The organism is Mycobacterium lehmannii, from assembly GCF_001499925.1.
Classification (GTDB): Bacteria; Actinomycetota; Actinomycetes; order Mycobacteriales; family Mycobacteriaceae; genus Mycobacterium; species Mycobacterium lehmannii.
The window spans coordinates 151,645-168,951 of record NZ_LQIR01000034.1 but is presented as its reverse complement, the minus strand read 5'-3'; the positions used below and the strand labels follow the sequence as shown (position 1 = coordinate 168,951).

The following is a 17,307-nucleotide window of genomic DNA, read 5'->3' as shown; positions in this document are numbered from 1 at the left end:
CGGCTTCCTGCCCGGGAGCTGGCCGGATGTTACCGTCGGCGACGTGTTGATCGGCCGAGCGCGCAGGGGCCTCGTGGCCGCCAGGATGCTGGGCCTGGCCGCGCTCGCGACCGCCGTCGGCATGACCGTGATGAGCGGCTGCGGCTCCCCCGATGGGGAGTCGTCAGGCACCGCCGCCCCGCAGACGATCGTCACCAGCACGACGAGCATCGCCGGCGCCGGGGTGCTGGGCAATCAGCGGCGCCCCGACGAATCGTGTCCGGCTGAACCGGCACCGGTGGACCCGGGTCCCCCCGAGCGCATGGTGCGCCACGCCGCGGGCGAGACCATGGTGCGCGCCGACCCACAGCGCATCGTGGTGCTGTCCGGCGACCAGCTCGACGCTCTGTGCGCGTTGGGACTGCAGTCGCGGATTGTGGCCGCGGCGCTGCCCGACGGTTCGGACAGCCAGCCGTCGTACCTGGGCCAGGTCATTCACGACGTGCCGGGCGTCGGCGCCCGCAGCGAACCGGACCTCGACGGCATCCGGGCAGCCGCACCCGACTTGATCCTTGGTTCTCAGGCGTTGACGCCCGAAGCGTTCGGGCCGCTTTCCGACATCGCGCCGACGGTGTTCTCCGGCCCGCCCGGAGCGGCGTGGCAGGACAACCTGCGCACCGTGGGCGCCGCGACCGGGCGACAGGACGCCGCGAACGGGTTGGTCGAGGGATTCGAGCGCGCGGCCGACAAGACCGGCGCCGACAACGACGCCACCCACTTCCAGGCGTCGGTCGTGCAGTTCACCGACACCACGATGCGCGTCTACGGTGTCGAGACCTTCCCGGGCAGCGTGCTGGCCGACGTCGGCGTCGATCGCCCTGTGACACAACGCTTCACCGACAAGCCCTACATCGAGGTGGGAGTCACCGACACGGACCTCGCCGACAATCCCGATCTGTCGATCGCCGACGGCGACATCGTCTACGTGTCCTTCGACTCGCCTGCTGCGCGCGACCGCGCGCCCGCGGTGTTGGAGAGCGATGCGTGGAAGAAGCTGGGCGCGACGCGGGACGGCCGGGTCTTCGCGGTCAACAACGAGGTGTGGCAGACCGGAGAGAACATCGTGGCCGCACGCGGCATGCTCGCCGACCTGCAATGGCTCAACGCCCCGATCAATTAGCGTGGTCGACGTGTTCCACGTCCTGAAATCGACCTATCTGCAACCGCCCGAGGTCGTCAACGAAACCCGGCCCGCTCACCTCGAATGGCTCAAGGACGAGGTCAGCGCCGGCCGGATCGTGTTGGCGGGCCGCCTGGAGGACGAGTCGGGCGCCGTTCTGATCACCGGCGACATGGATGCCGAGCAGGCGCAGGACATCGTCGCCCGTGATCCCTACACGGCCGCTGGCGTCGCGCGATACGAACGGCTGTCGTTCAACGGGGCGTTCCGGGCCACCGGTCTCTAGCGGGCCTGGGAGAAAACTCACAGCGTGGGCAGGAATCATCGGGGCAAGCCGCTCTGTTGGTCGTTGCAGGCCGGTCGCAGCATCAGCGACGGCTTTGTCGATAGTCAATCGGAACGAAAAGAAGAAGGTCGTAATGAGCACCGTCGCCGCATATGCCGCACCGTCGGCGTCCGAACCACTGGTCAAAACCACCATCACCCGACGCGAGGTCGGACCGCACGACGTGGCATTCGACATCCACTTCGCGGGCATCTGTCACTCCGACATCCACACCGTCCGCGACGAGTGGGGCCGCGCGAACTATCCCGTGGTTCCCGGGCACGAGATCGCCGGCATCGTCACCGAGGTCGGATCGGAGGTCACCGGATTCAAGGTCGGCGACCGCGTCGGCGTCGGCTGCTTCGTCGATTCCTGCCGCGAATGCGCGCAGTGTCGCGCGGGCGACGAACAGTACTGCGCCAAGGGCATGGTCGGCACCTACAACGCGATCGGTCGTGATGGTGAGCCGACACAGGGCGGCTACAGCGGCGCGATCGTGGTGGACGAGAACTACGTGCTGCGCATCCCCGAGAGCCTCCCGCTCGACGCGGCGGCACCGCTGCTGTGCGCAGGGATCACGTTGTATTCGCCTCTGCGCCACTGGAATGCGGGGCCAGGAACCCGCGTGGCGGTCATCGGTCTGGGCGGGCTGGGCCACATGGGCGTCAAGCTCGCGCACGCGATGGGTGCACATGTGACGGTGCTGAGCCAGTCGCTGAAGAAGATGGAGGACGGGCTGCGCCTCGGTGCCGACGAGTACTACGCGACCTCCGACCCGGAAACATTCTCCACGCTGCGCGGATCGTTCGACCTGATCCTGAACACGGTGTCGGCCAACCTCAACTTGGGCCGCTATCTCGGACTGCTCGCACTCGACGGCACGATGGTCGAACTGGGTATGCCGAAGAACCCCATGTCGGTACCCGCCGGCGCGCTGATCTCCGGTCGGCGCCGCCTCGCAGGCTCATTGATCGGCGGTATCGCCGAGACGCAAGAGATGCTCGACTTCTGTGCCGAGCACGCCGTGCGACCCGAGATCGAGGTCATCACACCCGATTACATCAACGACGCCTATGAGCGGGTGGTCGCCAGCGATGTGCGCTACCGCTTCGTGATCGATACGCAGACGCTGCGCACGTAGTCATCGATTCCGCCGATGCGCGGTGGCCGATGTCGGCGGGAACCTCTCGGAGTAGCGCCGTCAGAATTGACGCACGATCGCTTCGTTGACGAAGACGCCGTGGCGGCTGGCGTCGTTGGTGATGCGCGTGCGGAACCCTTCCGCCTCAACGGTCCATCCGTTGGTCCGGAACGTCCCGCTGTCTACAGCCACGGGTGGGGTGGCCGGTTCGGCGATAAGACCTCGGTCCCAGTAGAACTCACCCGTGCCGCGGACGACTGCGAGGTTCAGCCGCTGGTTCCATTTGGACGTCTCGTACGGCGCCTCTCCCCACGGCTGTCCGTTCGTCAACGCGCACACGGTCGTCGGCCCGCCGCCGAACGTCGTGTCGTCCGCGCTGAGCAGACACCTCACGGCCCCGGACTGCAGAAGCACCTGCTGCCCCGTGTCGGCAGCCGCCGGCGGCGCCAGGAATACCGCACCGAGAATGGAGGCGCCCAATGCCGCCACTGCCTGCCGAATCATGCCCGTCTCCACCGTCGTGCTACGCCATTACCCTGCGCCGCGAATCGTCTCACGGCGGCGATGATGCCAGGCCGCTTTCCCGCAAAGTCGGCCGGTCGCGCAGGTCTTGGAGTCCAGGCGCTCGTCGCCCATTGCCTAGGACCTGCTAGGCGAACTGCTCCTGAAGGCGGGGCGGAAACGCAGCGCCCGCGGCGATCGCGCCGCGGTAGTCCCAGCGCAACAGATCGAGCATCTCCGGGTTCCGCCCCGGCGTTCTCCAGCCCCTTGTTCCGCAGTATCCACTGGCCCAGCACGGCGGTGAAATGTTCGAGCGAGGCCACGTCGGGCAGGCGGTGATACAACCACCATCGCTTTAAAGGCGGAGGGAAGAACCGCGGCGGATCGCCGAGCATCACCTAAAGCGTTCGGCCCAGGCGACTGGTGTACTGGTCGGTGTCGATCCCCTGCTCGGCCAATCGGTCCAAGACCACCTGGTGTGCCCTTGCGTGCCAGGACTCGTGCTGGATGAACGGTTTGATGGCCGCCTCCAGTTCCGGGTCGTCGACCAGCGATGACGCCTCAAGGACAGCCTTGATGAAGTGGCGCTCCCCCTCGGGCAGCAGGAGGTGCAGGACGTTGATCAGTGTGTGGCGAAAGGGTCGCCCGGCACCCACTGCACCGGAAGGTTTGACCAATCGAAACGGACCTGGCGCCGAAACGCCGGGTGCCCGTCGTGATGCAACTCCTCCTCAGGCATCAGCGCCCTCCCGCCTTCCGCGTTGCGTGTCCGTCGATCTCAGGGTTACCGGGGCGCGGTCGTCCGTACCGACGCTCCGGTTGCCTTGTTGGATTCGACGGCCCCGATGCATCATCTACAGACAGACCGATCTGTCTCTAAACGAGCAATCTGAGGCCGAGCTCGAGAAGGTGAGTTTCGCATGACGTCCGAAGCGCCCAGTGCCCGTGAGCGGCTCATCGGTACCAGCTACGAACTGTTCACCCACCGGGGGATCGGCGACGTCGGCGTCGACGAGGTCGTCGCGAGGGCCGGAGTCGCAAAAGCCACTCTCTATCGGCATTTTCCTTCCAAAGACGACCTCGTGCTCGCGTTCATGGACAGACGCGCCGAGGTGTGGACAGCCGAGGTGATCGATCGGCAGCCCACCGAGCGCACCGAGGATCCCAAAGAGCAGCTCTTGGCGATGTTCGATGTCCTCGATGAGTGGTTTCACCACCGCTCCGATTACGAAGCCTGCTCTTTCGTCAAGGTTCTGTTCGAGGTAGGCGCCCAGGGCCGTGTCGGCAAGGCGTGCATCGCCCACCTGGACAACATCCGTGACATCCTTCGGGAGCGTGCCGAACGTGCCGGCCTTCGCGACGCCAAGGAGTTCGCCTGGAGCCTCAACATTCTGCTTAAGGGAAGCATCGTGTGCGCCGCCGAAGGCGATGTCGAGTCCGCCCGTCGCGCGAAACCCATCGCGGCCCGTCTCATCGAGGAACACACCGCTGACCACCGGGCACGCGGCGGCTAGGACGATCGACGCCCGCACGTTTGAGTGAAGACAGGTCTGTCTACCTCTATCGGGAGTTATCCGTACGTTGTGGTCCAGCCGGCAGGGAACTGCTGAGCGACGACATCGAGCGCCCGGTCGCCGCGTGGCTCCCTTCCGTATTGGGCGCTCAATACGAGGAGGGTGATGTCGACATGTCGATTCGTGTACCGCCGGCTCTTTCGCGTGCGTTACTCGGGCTCTATGGCCGTAGCCTCGGCTGGATGCTCGGTTCACGGTTCCTGCGCCTCACCCATCGCGGTAGGAGATCCGGGAAGAGGTATCACACGGTCTTGGAGGTGATCGGAAGGAACGATCTCCGCGACGAGGTGATGGTGATTGCGGGAAACGGGCCGTCGTCCGACTGGTTCCGCAACATCGAAGAGGGGGGCGCCGAGGAGATCGTGGTGGGCCGCCATCAGTTCATCCCGGAGCAGCGCATCCTTCAGCAGGACGAAGCGGTGGCTATGCTCGAGGACTACGAACGCCGAAACCGGTTCGCAGCACCGGTGATTCGCAGACTCATCAGCGCGCTCGTCGGCTGGCGTTACGACGGCACCGACTCGGCGAGGGCGCGACTGGTCCGGCAGCTCCCGATCGTCGCATTCCGTCCGGAACCCACGATCAGCGCCTGATCGGTCCGCTGCGGCTGTTGCCGTCACAGCTTGTCGACCACGGGCCTGGCGTTCCCGTCTGCGGCGAAGACAGAAACCGTGCCTTTCGCCTCGAACAGGGCCAGTCGGACGTCGTCGGGTTCGGTGTGCCCATGCCGACGAAGTATCGCATCGAGGTCTCCCCGGGTGATGCCGGAGCGCTTGAGATTGCGGTCGTTGATTTCGCCGTCGCGAATGAGCACGCGCACAGGCGGATCGACGAGGCGCTGCACCGCGTCGACGAACCGTAATCTGCTCACCAGGTCATGTGCGGCGATCAAAGTGAGCAGCGCGGCCGCCCCCGTGAGCCAGGAAGTGTCTGGCGCCGTCGCGACCCGGCCGACGATTGCACCGGCGGCGACTGCGGCCACCCAGTCGTACGGGGTGAATTCTCCGATCGTTCGGCGCTGCGTGAACCGAAACGCCACCATGGCCGTCAAGAACAACGCAAGGACTTTCACCGCGGCGTGCAGCGGCTGTTGCCAGCTGTCGATGAAGATCTGTCCGAATCCAGTCACGGCCGTACCCCTTTTCCGCGAGTCTGTGGCACAGGGTGACCCCACGACGGTCAACCAAAACGAAGGCATCGGGTATACGACGCTAATTCCCGGGTACCGCGCCCAAAGTGACCGCATCGGCCATCGAGGACTACGCGCTGCTGGGCGACCTGCAGTCGGTGGCGCTCGTCGGTCGCGATGGCTCGATCGACTGGCTGTGCCTGCCGCGTTTCGATTCGCCCGCGTGTTTCTCCGCGCTCGTCGGCGATCCGGATTCCGGTCGATGGAGTATCGCACCCGCAGACGTGGACCGGGTGACGCGACGCGCTTATCGCGGCGATTCCCTGGTCTTGCAAAGCGAGTGGAAGACGAGGAGCGGGGCGGTACGGGTGCTCGACTTCATGCCGCCGCGCGGAGAGAGTCCAGATGTCGTGCGCATAGTCGAGGGTCTCGACGGCGATGTCGTGATGCAGATGTCATTGCAACTGCGCTTCGACTACGGCCATATCGTGCCTCGGGTTCGGCGAAAAGGCGGGGACCTCGTTGCCATAGCGGGACCGGACTCGGTGTATCTGCGCACTCCGATCGCCTGCCACGGCGATCATCTGAAGACGACGGCCCAGTTCACCGTGTCCAAGGGCGAACGCGTACCGTTCGTTCTGACCCACCGCCCGTCGCATCTGCCGCCGCCGGAGATCGTGGATGCCGAAGTGGCGCTCCGCGACACCGAACAATTTTGGACACAATGGATCTCGCGCTGCCGTTATACGGGCCGGTACGCCGAGGAAGTACGCCGCTCGTTGCTTTTCCTGAAGGCACTGACCTACGCTCCGACCGGCGGAATCGTCGCGGCGGCGACGACATCACTGCCCGAAATGATTGGCGGAAGCCGCAACTGGGATTACCGATACTGCTGGCTCCGCGACGCCACCTTTACCCTGCAGGCGCTGCTCGGGGCGGGATACCACGACGAGGCGTCCGCATGGCGTGAGTGGTTGGTCCGCGCGGTCGCCGGGGACCCGGCTCGATTGCAGATCATGTACGCGCTCGACGGGGCGCGCCGCGTCCGTGAAGAGGAGCTGCCGTGGCTGTCCGGCTACCGGGACTCCTCACCCGTGCGCATCGGCAACAGCGCGGGCCGGCAGTTCCAGCTCGATGTTTACGGTGAAGTGCTCGACGGCCTGCATCTGGCGCGAGAGGCTGGGCTGCACACCGACGACTCGGCATGGGACGTGCAGCGCGCGTTGCTGGACTACCTGGAAGGCCATTGGCAGGATGCCGACAGCAGCCTGTGGGAGATCCGCGGCGAACCACGCCAATTCGTGCATTCCAAGGTCATGGCGTGGGCCGGTGTCGACCGCGCCGTGCGAAGCGTCGAGCATCATGGTCTCGACGGGCCGGCCGAGCATTGGGGAAAGCTCCGCGACCAGATCCACGACGACGTGTGCGCCAACGGTTTCAATTCCGAGCGCAACACCTTCACCCAGTCCTATGGGTCGACCAATGTCGATGCCGCGCTGTTGCTCATCCCGCGGGTCGGCTTCCTACCGTGGTCCGACCCTCGGGTCCGAGGAACGATCGACACCGTGCGCACCGAACTGTCCCGTGACGGTCTGCTGCTGAGATACCGCAACGACGACACCACCGATGGACTGCCTGGCCAGGAAGGGGCGTTCCTCGCCTGCAGCTTCTGGCTCGCCGATGCACTCCACGGCACCGGCCGCACGGCCGAGGCCGTCGAACTGTTCGAACGTCTCCTCGATCTCCGCAACGACGTCGGGATGCTCAGCGAGGAGTTCGACACGGGCGCTTCTCGACAGGTCAGCAACACGCCGCAGGCTTTCAGCCTTGTCGGTCTCATCAACACGGCTCGTCACCTCGCGGGCTCGACGACGATCACCTCGGCCGGTGGTGAGGAACAGGACGTCAACTAGTTGCTGCGTTCTGGGTCCGCGGCTCGGCGGCGGTCTCCGCGGAGGCGCCCGGAAGATCGTCAGGCGGCTCTACCCGCAAGAGCCTGGCCACCGGCACGTCGGTCGTGGAGTGAAGCACGATCGACAAGACTATGGTAGCGGCGACAACGTCGAACACCGCTTGGCTGTAGGGCAATTCGGCTTGCAAGGCATGCATACCGTAAACGACCGATGCGAATCCCTTCGGCCCGAACCATGCCGCCGTCCACCGTTCGCGGGCCGGCAACCGTGTTCGCAGCATCGACAGCAGCAGTGAGGCCGGGCGCACCAGCACGATCGCGATCACGGGTATGAGCCATTCCCGCCAACCCAGATGCGAGAGCCTCTCCGGGGTGATGAGCGCGCCGAAGACGAGCAGCGCCGCGAATTTGGTGCTCTCCGAGAGCAGCTCCCCGAAGGGTCGGAAATTGTCGGCGGCCACCCCGTCCATTGTCGCCAGGGTGGACCCGGCGGCGAATGCGGCCAGATACGGATTCGCGTGGGTCAGATGACACGTGGCGTACACAACGACGGCGAGCGCTGCCGGGCCGAGCGGCTGCAACCGCGGTTCCGCGGTGAGCACTTCGATCCGCCACGCCCAGGCCACACATGCGGCTGCGACGATCCCGATCACCAGCCCGAGCGCAAGCTCGATCGCCACCTGTCCGGGGTGGGACTCGGTGTGCTGAGCGGTGGCAAGGAAGATGAGCACGAAAGGCAGTGCCAATCCGTCGTTCAACCCGGATTCGACGTTGAGCAGGCGGCGTAACCGAAGCGGGATGTCGGATCGCCCGACCAACGCCGAGGCGAACACCGGATCGGTCGGCGACAGGATCGCACCGATCAGGAGCGATGTGGGCCAATCGAATCCGCTCAAGAAGTGAGCCGGAAGCGCGATGCCCACCATGGTCAGGGGCATTCCAAGGCCGAGCGCGCGGCCAGAAAGCCGCCAGTTCTCGCGCAACGCTGGCAAGCCGGCTCGTTGGCCGTCGCTGAACAGCACCGTGAACAACGCGATGTCGGCGAGCGTCGTCACGATCGGGTCCCTTGGCTCGATCGCGGCCAACCCGAGACCACCGGATCCCACGAGCGCTCCGGCGACCAGGAACATCAGTGCCGTGGACAGCACCGTTCGGGCGGCCAGCCCCGACAAGGACACGCTGAGCAGCAGCACCACACCGAAGGCCAGCACCAGCGCCACGTCACATGGCCTCTTTGATCCCGCGCCGGATGAGCCAGACATTGGCCGGCCAAGCCGTCACAAAGCCAACGATCATTCCGATCTGCATCATGAACCAGTACACCGGGCTGTCGGGGTGCACTGGAGACGACCGGAAGAACACGAACGACATCAGCGCCATCCACCCGAACAGTCCGACCTCGAATGCGGTGAGCGACAACACATCTGCCTTCGCCGCGGCGACAAGTCCCTTCCGCGGTCCAAGGCCCCGCATCGGTGCGATGGCGAAGTACTGGAACAGAATTCCGAGGGCGAGGGCGGCAACGTAGTCACCGATCATCTCCGGCCACAAAGCACGGCCCCATAGTTCGAGGCCCAGCAAGAAGACCGCGGTGGCGGCGATGATGTCGCCAAGCGTGCAACCCGCACCGCAATGGCTGACACCGATTGCGGTGGTCGCCCACTTGGGCTTGTCCGGAGGCTGTTCGGCACCGTTTCGTTTCAACCAGCGTTGACTGTTCGGTCTGCCGAATCGCAGGTACATCCATACCGCGATCGGACCGAAATACAGTGCGGTGACCGGCCACACGGCCTCCATCACCCTCATGCGCTGTCGGTACCCGCCCAGGTAGATGTCGGCGATGATGGCTATCGCGCAGAGCGCCGCGATGCCGAGTGCAACCCACGCTACCCGGTCGAGCCACGTGTCCGCCATCACTTCGAGTCGCCCGATGCGAGTTCAGCCTGGATGTCCTCGAGCGATCGGCCACGAGTTTCCGGAACCCAGCGGGCGAAGACGAGCAATGCGAGTCCGGCCAGCGCCGCATACAGGAAAAACACACCCTGTCGCGTGATGAGATTTCCGAGCGTGAGGAAGGTCTGCGCCACAATGAAATTCGCGCCCCAGTTCACGATCGTGCAGACTGCCATGGCTTTGCTCCGCACGCCGATGGGGAAGATCTCCGAAATCATCAGCCAGAACACCGGACCCAGCCCGATCGCGAAGGACGCGATGAAGACCATCAAGGCGACCAGGGCCAGGTAGCCGGCGTTTTGCTGCAGAGTCCCCCAAGCGAAGTAGACGGCAAGCGTCAATAAGCCGACGATCATGCCGATTGTGCCGGTGATGAGCAACTTTCGCCGACCGACGCGATCCAGCAGGAGTACCGCAACGATCGTGAAGACTACGTTCGTCACGCCGACGAAGACGGTTCGCGCGAGTGCCCCACCAGCCGACATCCCGGTGTCGGACAGAATGGTGGGCGCGTAGTAGATCACCGTGTTGACGCCGACGAACTGCTGGGCCAGCGCGAGCACCAGGCCGACGATCAGCATCGGCCGCAACCCCGGCCGGATGAGATCGCGTATCGACGCCTTACCCTCCTGCTCACTGGCTTGCTCGATGCCGGCGAGCTCGTCGTCGATGTCGGCGTCCCGATCCCCCGACCGTAACCGCCGCAACACCTCTCGTGCCTTGTCCTTGCGGCCGGCCTCCACGAGCCAGCGCGGGGTCTGCGGTACCGACAGCATCCCGACCGCGAGAACCGCACCGGGCAACGCCGCCACCCCGAGCATCCACCGCCAGTTCGCGTCGAGATCCTTGAACCCGAAGTTCACCAGGTAGGCCACGAGAATGCCCGAGGTGATGGCCAATTGGTTGAACGAAACCAGCCCGCCGCGGATACGCGGCGGTGCCATCTCGGAGATGTAGAGCGGGCTGACGAAGGACGCGGTGCCGACCGCCAGGCCGAGCAGGAACCGAAACCCGATCAGCATCGGCGCGCTGATCGCGAAGGCACAGCCCAGCGCGCCGACGAGATAGACGGTCCCGGACAGCACCTTGGTCCATCGGCGGCTGATCCGGTCCGCGAGGTAGCCCGACGCCGCGGCACCGCACATGGCGCCCAGCAATACCGCCGCGACGATGGCCTCCTGCTCGAAATCGTTCGCGTGCAAGTCCGTTTTGATGTACAGAAGGGCACCCGAGATCACCCCGGTGTCGTATCCGAACAATAACCCGCCGATGGCGGCGATGATGCAGACGCGCAGTAGCAGGCCGTTTCCGGTCCGGCGCACCTCGGTGATGAATCCGCTCATTTCGAGCCCACCGGATACGGCAGCGTGCGGCAGCACCATCCGGCGACCCGGTCGCGCGCGAGCAGCAGGTTGTTCGCCCCCGAAGGAGACGCGTGGTCCGATCGTGCGCGTCGCGCCGCCACGGTATCCGCACCGACGAACAGCGCCGCGGTCGCCACGTTCACCGCCGCGGCGCGGCGGGTGCTCGCGTGACTCGTCGCAGCCGCCACGACCACCATCGTCCCCGCGTGGATCACGTCGACCACCGCCTCCATGCGGAGCAGGCACTTGGAGGGATCGACGCCGCACACCGAGGCCTCGAAGAGTTGGCGTGCCGCAAGAATGCGCATCGACCGCCGGGTCGCGGTGGTCAGCCGCTCGGTCCTGGGCCGCCCGTGGAACATGTCCGGAGCGACGAGCAGCGCTACGCCGTAGACGGCGCGCACGATCGCCAACGAGGTCATCGCTCGCGTGCTCCCCGCCGCTCCAGCACGGTGCGGCCCGCGGCGGCCCCGACGGAACCCGCGACCGCTGCCGCCGCGAGTGGGCGCGCGTGGCTTCGCAGCCACCACGCCGGGCTGTACGCGTGCGCTTTCTCGTCGAATACGCCGTGGGCGCCGTGATCGGTGCCTGCCTCCGCGTCGAGTGGTTCGAACAGGTTTCCGGCGCGACCGTCGATGGTCTCGTCGGTCTGCTGCGACGAGAATCCCGTGCGAGCCAGGTACCGGTCGAGAAGCGCAGGCACCATCCGCTGCCCCATCAGGGTCAGCACCGTGCTGGCGCCCACCCAATACTGCTTGTGCTTGGGATGTTTGGCCGCGTATACCACCGCCTTGGCGGGAATCTCGGGCTGGTACACCGGTGCCACCGGCTGGGGGTGTCCCGACAGTTTCGACCGGACCCATGAGAACTGTGGGGTGTTGACTCCGGGCATCTGCACGACGGTGACGTTCACGTTGCTGTGGTCGTGCATCAACTCGGTACGCAGCGATTCGGTGAATCCGTTGATCGCATGCTTGGCACCGCAGTACGCCGACTGTAAGGGGATCGACCGCATTCCCAGCGCGGATCCGATCTGGATGATAGTGCCCCGGTTCCTCGGCTTCATTCGCTTGAGCGCGGCCATCGTGCCGTAGACGAATCCGAGATAGGTCACCTCGGTGGCCCGCCGGAATTCCTCGGGGGTGGTCTGGTCGAACGGCGCGAAGATCGTGGCGAACGCGCCGTTCACCCACACGTCGATCGGGCCGAACGTGTCCTCGATTTGATCGGCGGCGGCATCCAGTTCATCGGGATTGGCCACGTCGGCCGGCACGACCAGCGCGGTCCCGCCGGCCTTTTCGACCTCGTCGGCCGCCGCCTCCAGCCCGGCGCGCCCCCGTGCGATCAATGCGACGCGTGCTCCCTCGGCCCCGAATTCCCTGGCGACCGCGCGACCGATGCCGGCGCTCGCGCCGGTCACCGCCACGGTGATGGCCGTACGGCGTAGGCGGAGGTCAACATCGGCTCCGCCGACGCGGCCGGCGATCTGCGACAAGACGTTCGTCATCCGACACTCCCGATCTCACTCGATTTCCGTGCGCTGCTTTGACTACCCAGCGATGGTGTGCCGATACGTGAAATCTCCTGACTACCCCCCGACGCCGAGCAAGCGGCCGACTTCCCCGGCGGCGGGATGTGTCGGCCTCAGCGCAAGAAAACGTCTCAGGGTCTGATCGGCGGCCGGATCTCCGGACGCCCGCTGGGCAAGGCCAAGGATGAGCATGGCGTCGGGATCCTTCGGATTGGCCCTCACCACCGCATCGGCGACCTCGATTGCGGATTCGGGTTGTTCTGCCCGCAACAGACTGAAGGCTTGGCGTAACCGGATCGCGGGATCCTCCGACAGCTGACCGGCACTTCGGTACGCTTCGGCGGCCGAAGCGAAATCCCCTCTGGATTCCGCATCTTCCGCGGTGGCGACGAGACCGGCCACTGAACCCGGCGCGGATGCCGCGACCGGTTCAGCGGCGTCCGGCGGCGGGTCGATCCACCGTCCGCTGAGCGCGACACCGGCCACCACCACCGTGGCGAGGGCGCCGACCGAAACGAACACCGCCCGCCGGTGCACGGTGATACCGGGCCGGCGCGCGCCGGTGATCGAGGCGAGTTGCGTCCGGCGCGCCACGAGAGCGACCGCTGTGACGCCGGCCACCGCGACCAAGGGGACCAGCCACAGCGCCGACGGTCCGGTGCCCGAACCGGTACGCAACACGTCGGGCCCGTACCGACCGACGAACCAGTTTCTGATCTGGTCGGGTGTCCGTCCCTGGCTCAACTGCTGCGCAATCGTGTGCCGCATGCTCACCGCCACCGGCGAATCGGATTCTGCCACCGACTGTCCCGCGCACGAAGGGCAGGACAGCCCCGCGGCGATCTCCTGTGCCGGATCACCCGATCCCCGGCCGACGGATTCGGCGAGTATTAGCACCGCACCGAAAGCCAACAACGCGAACACAAGCGCGGTCAGCAACTTTGGCGCACGCCCCGTCACGTCGAGTCCAGTCGCCGTAAGTGCTTGTCCAACCACTCCCCGGTGATCGGGCCGAACGCATGCAGCCGTAGGTTTCCGGAGCGGTCGACGACGAATGTCTCGGGCACGCCCCGCACACCGAGTTCGACGGCTCGGGTGCCGTCCGGATCAGCAATCACGGTGAGCCGCTCCGCGTCGGTCTCCCGCAACAAAGCCAGCGCGTCTCCGGTGTCGTCTCGCATCGCCAAGCCGACGATTCGCACATCGTCGGCATCGAAACGCTGGGCCGCGGCCGCGAGGGTGGGCAGCTCGGCCCGGCACGGCGCACACCACGACGCCATCACATTGATGACCACGACGCGGCCCCGCAACGCGTCGACGTCGAAAGGCTGGCCCTGCAACGTCTTTCCGCTCAGCGCGGGCACAGGCTTGTTCAGCTCTTGGGTGACCGGCAGCGTCGCCGTCCCCGCCCCGCCGCTCGATGCCTGCGTCCGCAACCCGGCGGCCAGCACCGCACCGACGGCCGCCACGACCGCGGCGGCGAGCAGGATCCGCAGGCTCAAGCGCACCTTGTGCGGGCTCACGGCGCGCTGCCCATCGCACGGGTGGGATCGTCGGCCGGGTCGCGATCGTGGTTCGCGGCGGCGGTGGCGTTGCGCCGGATGAGCGCGAACGCGCCCGCCGCAGCGATGATCACGCCGCCGAGCCAGATGAGTGGAACGAACGGATTGACGGCGAGCCGGATCGTCGCGCGCATTCCGTCTTGGTCGACGGCGGTGACGGTGGTGTACACGTCACCCCACGGTCGGGACCTGATCGCCGGGGCGCCGACGGTGGTGTCGCGGCGTGGATAGTAGTGCAGCACAGGGGATAAGTCGCCGAACGCTCGACCGTCCCGGTCGAGGGTGAGATGGGCGGCGACGGTCATCCGGTCGGCACCGGGTTGTCGGTCGATTCCCGTCAGCCGCGCGGAGACGCCGTTGACACTGACCGCGTCGCCGATTTCCAGTTGCGCCGATGCCACACCCGAGCCCAACGCCGACGCGGCGATCCCGACTGCGACGACGGCGACTCCTGCGTGCGCCAGAAGTCCGGCGCGTGCGTGCCGGCGACGGGGCGAGAACCACACGGCGATGGCACCGGTCAACACGAACGCGGCCAAGCCAAAGGCCAACAGAGACAAGGTGTCTGCGCCGGACCACAGTCCGACGACGATGACGGTGGCCAAACCGGCGGCGGTCGGAAGCGCCGCGCGTGCGCGCAGTCGCCGTCGAGCGTCGCCGGGGACAGGCTGCAGCTGAACGAGACCCATTACGAGCATGAGGGCCAGCAGCAGCGGTGCGGTCGCCCGGTTGTAGTAACCGGCTCCCACCGCGGAACGGGTACCTGAAAGCAACTCGGTGATCAGTGGATACAGCGTGCCGACAAGGACCACCGCCGCGACCGCAACGAGAAGGACCGCGTTGCAGAGGAAGCCGGTGTCGCGGGATCGCCAGTCGGGGGCATCGCCGACCGCGCGTGACCCACGTGCACTGAAGAGGAGAAGGCCGGCGACCACCGCCACCGTCAGCACGACGAACGCCAACAGCATGGGGCCCAACGGCGATTCGGTGAAACTGTGCACACTGGCCACCGCCCCCGACCGGGTGAGGAACGTGCCGATCAACACGAGGACAAAGGTCGTGCTGAACAGGCCGACCGCCCATTCGGTCACCGCCGACCGCGGTCGGCCCATGGAGACGTGCAGGGCAGCGGTTGCGGTCAGCCACGGAAGCAGCGCGGCGTTCTCCACCGGGTCCCACGCCCAGTAACCCCCCCAGCCCAACACGGCGTAGGACCACCAGGCACCAAGCACGATGCCGAGGGTCAGCACCGACCACGCCGCCAGTGCCCAACGCCGGGCGGGCCTCAGCCACCGATCGTCGTCGCGGCCGAGAACAAGGGCTGACAGCGCATAACCGAACGGCACCACCATCCCGACGTATCCCGCGTAGAGAAGGGGTGGGTGAATCCCCATCGCGGGGTGTTCGCGCAGCAGCGGGTTCGGTCCTGGCCCGTCAACCGGGATCACCGTGCTGGGCTCGAAGGGGTTGGCCGCGAAGTAGGCGAGCGCGAAGAAGAAGACGCCGACGAAGCCCGTCACCACCATCGCCCACGCGCGATGGTCGGGCGCGGTCGTCGCCGATGCGCATGCCAGCACCACGCCTGCGGTGGCCAGCAACACCAGCCACAGCAACAGCGACCCGTCGAGCGCCGACCACAGGCTGGTGACGGTGAAGTACACCGGTACGTCGCGACCGCCGTTCTCGGCGACGTAACGGACGCTGAAGTCGTGTGAGATGAGTGCCCACTCCAGGGCCGCGCAGGCCGCGAGCGCCGCCAACAGGGTCGTGAGAGTGGCGATTCTCGCGATCCGCAACCTGGTTCCCGTCAGCGCAACCACGACCCAGAGCAGAGTCCACGCCAGTGTGGCGGCCAGTCCCACCGCCAACGTGAGCGTGCCGACCGCCGAGATCACCGGGAGTCCGCGGCGCCGACCGGTGTGGGACGGCGATACTCGTTGGAGTGCTTGACGGCGACCTCGCCCGCCTCAAGGGTGCCGCCGGGCTGCACGACGCCTTCCACCACGGCTCCCTGCCCTTCACGGAACGTGTCCGGCAGCGTGCCGGTCGTGACGACGACCATCGAGGTGTGCCCGTCGCCGAGCCTGAACTCGGTGCCCTGCCCGGTGTTACGCAACGAGCCGGGCATGACCTGGCCACCGAGCCGCACGGTCCGGCCAACCGAATCGGAGGTCTGCTGCACCTCCGTCGGCGTGCGGTAGTACACCACGGTGTCCTGCAGGCTCGCCGTCACCAGGACCGCGACAGCGGCGACGACCAGCAGGCCCAGCACAACGGCCGGACTCCGGGGGCGACGCCGCCTCATCGTCGTTCCCGGGTCAGCACAACCAACGCCGCGAATGTGACCGCGGTCAGGAGCAGGCCGGTGCAGACGGCCACCCAGCCGGTCACGGCGTGCTCATCGATGGCTCGTCGGCATACCGGAACCCGGACCGGAGTGCGGACTGCCGCCGCAGGAGCAACCACACCGAGGCCGTGGTGAAGGCCACCACGGACAATGCCAGCGCGGCGGCCATGATCGAGTCGATCGGCGGATTCGAACTCGGGGCCAGCAACGTCGCCGGCTGATGCAGCGAGCGCCACCAGACCACCGAGAAGTGCACCACCGGAATGATCAGCGAGGCACAGATCCCCCACCACGCGGCGCGCAGGCCGCGACGGCGAACGTCGCCGACATGGCGCACCGCAAGGTATCCGGCGTAGGCCAGCAGTAGGAGCAAGGTGCTGACCAATCGCGGATCCCAGGCCCACCACACTCCCCAGACCGCACGCCCCCACACGCTGCCGACCGCGATGGTCAGCGCCGTCATGGCCACCCCGATCTCGCCGGCCGCCCTGGCGTACCGATCCCACTTCTCGTCGCGAATGCGCAGGTACTGCACCGACGAGACGACGACGGTGAGATAGCCGAGGTATGCCGTCCACGCCGCGGGAACGTGCACATAGATCAGCCGTGCCGCCTCCCCCTGCACGCTGTCCGGCGGCGCGACCGACACGGCGATCAACAGCGCCGCCAGTCCACAGCCCGACGCCGCCCAACCGAGGGCCCGAAGCGTCGACGGCCTCGGTGCCTGCAACGGAACTTCGAAGGTCATGTGAATTCTCCTGCGGCACTCGGTTCGGGCGTGACCGGATGACCTCGGCGGCGGGGCGCCG

19 protein-coding genes are annotated in these 17,307 nt (G+C 66.6%); 6 read left to right on the top strand and 13 right to left on the bottom strand.

Annotated elements, in window-relative coordinates:
- The first annotated feature begins 43 nt into the window (after window positions 1–43).
- From AU192_RS17705 to AU192_RS17695, 3 genes are all read left to right on the top strand, one after another.
- On the top strand, window positions 44–1,159 hold the full coding sequence (locus tag AU192_RS17705) for an iron-siderophore ABC transporter substrate-binding protein (protein WP_064398477.1): 1,116 nt from the start codon (window positions 44–46) through the stop codon (window positions 1,157–1,159).
- A gap of 10 nt (window positions 1,160–1,169) precedes the next feature.
- Window positions 1,170–1,445, top strand: coding sequence for a YciI family protein (locus tag AU192_RS17700; RefSeq protein WP_064398843.1), 276 nt, complete (start codon window positions 1,170–1,172; stop codon window positions 1,443–1,445).
- A gap of 133 nt (window positions 1,446–1,578) precedes the next feature.
- Window positions 1,579–2,625 (top strand): NAD(P)-dependent alcohol dehydrogenase, encoded by a 1,047-nt coding sequence (locus tag AU192_RS17695; RefSeq protein ID WP_064398475.1) that lies wholly within the window; start codon window positions 1,579–1,581, stop codon window positions 2,623–2,625.
- A 60-nt stretch (window positions 2,626–2,685) separates the two neighbouring features.
- Here the strand turns inward: AU192_RS17695 and AU192_RS17690 are convergent, their stop codons facing one another.
- Window positions 2,686–3,129 carry a hypothetical protein gene (locus AU192_RS17690; RefSeq protein ID WP_064398840.1) on the bottom strand — a complete coding sequence of 148 codons (444 nt, stop codon included), beginning with the start codon at window positions 3,127–3,129 and terminating at the stop codon, window positions 2,686–2,688.
- A 395-nt stretch (window positions 3,130–3,524) separates the two neighbouring features.
- Window positions 3,525–3,782, bottom strand: coding sequence for a metal-dependent hydrolase (locus AU192_RS25995; RefSeq protein WP_242656971.1), 258 nt, complete (start codon window positions 3,780–3,782; stop codon window positions 3,525–3,527).
- Window positions 3,783–4,046: 264 nt separating this feature from the next.
- Between AU192_RS25995 and AU192_RS17680 the strand changes: the two genes are divergently transcribed.
- Window positions 4,047–4,640 (top strand): TetR/AcrR family transcriptional regulator, encoded by a 594-nt coding sequence (locus AU192_RS17680; RefSeq protein WP_064398473.1) that lies wholly within the window; start codon window positions 4,047–4,049, stop codon window positions 4,638–4,640.
- Between the two features lie 173 nt (window positions 4,641–4,813).
- On the top strand, window positions 4,814–5,293 hold the full coding sequence (locus AU192_RS17675) for a nitroreductase family deazaflavin-dependent oxidoreductase (protein ID WP_341271758.1): 480 nt from the start codon (window positions 4,814–4,816) through the stop codon (window positions 5,291–5,293).
- A 23-nt stretch (window positions 5,294–5,316) separates the two neighbouring features.
- On the opposite strand, the gene AU192_RS17670 is transcribed toward AU192_RS17675, so the two are convergent.
- A complete protein-coding gene (locus AU192_RS17670) occupies window positions 5,317–5,829 on the bottom strand; it encodes a DUF421 domain-containing protein (protein ID WP_064398469.1) in 513 nt (170 codons plus the stop codon).
- A gap of 107 nt (window positions 5,830–5,936) precedes the next feature.
- Between AU192_RS17670 and AU192_RS17665 the strand changes: the two genes are divergently transcribed.
- Window positions 5,937–7,742: a glycoside hydrolase family 15 protein gene (locus AU192_RS17665; RefSeq protein ID WP_064398467.1), complete on the top strand. Its 1,806-nt coding sequence runs from the start codon at window positions 5,937–5,939 to the stop codon at window positions 7,740–7,742.
- Here the strand turns inward: AU192_RS17665 and AU192_RS17660 are convergent.
- The 10 genes from AU192_RS17660 to ccsA all read right to left on the bottom strand — a co-directional run bounded on the left by AU192_RS17660 (window position 7,735) and on the right by ccsA (window position 17,246).
- Window positions 7,735–8,961, bottom strand: a complete 1,227-nt coding sequence (locus tag AU192_RS17660; protein ID WP_064398464.1) for a cation:proton antiporter — start codon at window positions 8,959–8,961, stop codon at window positions 7,735–7,737. The two genes, AU192_RS17665 and AU192_RS17660, sit on opposite strands and share 8 nt — an antisense overlap.
- Before the next feature lies 1 nt (window position 8,962).
- Complete coding sequence (locus AU192_RS17655; protein ID WP_064398463.1) at window positions 8,963–9,655, bottom strand: DUF4396 domain-containing protein; 693 nt, start codon at window positions 9,653–9,655, stop codon at window positions 8,963–8,965.
- Window positions 9,655–11,037 (bottom strand): sugar porter family MFS transporter, encoded by a 1,383-nt coding sequence (locus AU192_RS17650; protein ID WP_064398461.1) that lies wholly within the window; start codon window positions 11,035–11,037, stop codon window positions 9,655–9,657. The genes AU192_RS17655 and AU192_RS17650 overlap by 1 nt, the downstream gene beginning before the upstream one ends.
- Complete coding sequence (locus AU192_RS17645; protein WP_064398459.1) at window positions 11,034–11,480, bottom strand: hypothetical protein; 447 nt, start codon at window positions 11,478–11,480, stop codon at window positions 11,034–11,036. Before AU192_RS17645 ends, AU192_RS17650 begins: the two co-directional genes overlap by 4 nt.
- On the bottom strand, window positions 11,477–12,565 hold the full coding sequence (locus AU192_RS17640) for an SDR family oxidoreductase (RefSeq protein WP_207544953.1): 1,089 nt from the start codon (window positions 12,563–12,565) through the stop codon (window positions 11,477–11,479). Before AU192_RS17640 ends, AU192_RS17645 begins: the two co-directional genes overlap by 4 nt.
- An 81-nt stretch (window positions 12,566–12,646) precedes the next feature.
- On the bottom strand, window positions 12,647–13,549 hold the full coding sequence (locus tag AU192_RS17635) for a cytochrome c-type biogenesis protein CcmH (protein WP_064398457.1): 903 nt from the start codon (window positions 13,547–13,549) through the stop codon (window positions 12,647–12,649).
- Window positions 13,546–14,112, bottom strand: a complete 567-nt coding sequence (locus tag AU192_RS17630) for a TlpA family protein disulfide reductase (protein ID WP_064398454.1) — start codon at window positions 14,110–14,112, stop codon at window positions 13,546–13,548. The genes AU192_RS17635 and AU192_RS17630 overlap by 4 nt, the downstream gene beginning before the upstream one ends.
- Window positions 14,109–16,046 carry a heme lyase CcmF/NrfE family subunit gene (locus AU192_RS17625; protein WP_064398451.1) on the bottom strand — a complete coding sequence of 646 codons (1,938 nt, stop codon included), beginning with the start codon at window positions 16,044–16,046 and terminating at the stop codon, window positions 14,109–14,111. Before AU192_RS17625 ends, AU192_RS17630 begins: the two co-directional genes overlap by 4 nt.
- Window positions 16,043–16,456: a cytochrome c maturation protein CcmE gene (locus AU192_RS17620; RefSeq protein WP_082695050.1), complete on the bottom strand. Its 414-nt coding sequence runs from the start codon at window positions 16,454–16,456 to the stop codon at window positions 16,043–16,045. Before AU192_RS17620 ends, AU192_RS17625 begins: the two co-directional genes overlap by 4 nt.
- Window positions 16,457–16,538: 82 nt before the next feature.
- Window positions 16,539–17,246, bottom strand: a complete 708-nt coding sequence (gene ccsA, locus AU192_RS17615) for a cytochrome c biogenesis protein CcsA (RefSeq protein ID WP_064398448.1) — start codon at window positions 17,244–17,246, stop codon at window positions 16,539–16,541.
- Between the last annotated feature and the right edge of the window lie 61 nt (window positions 17,247–17,307).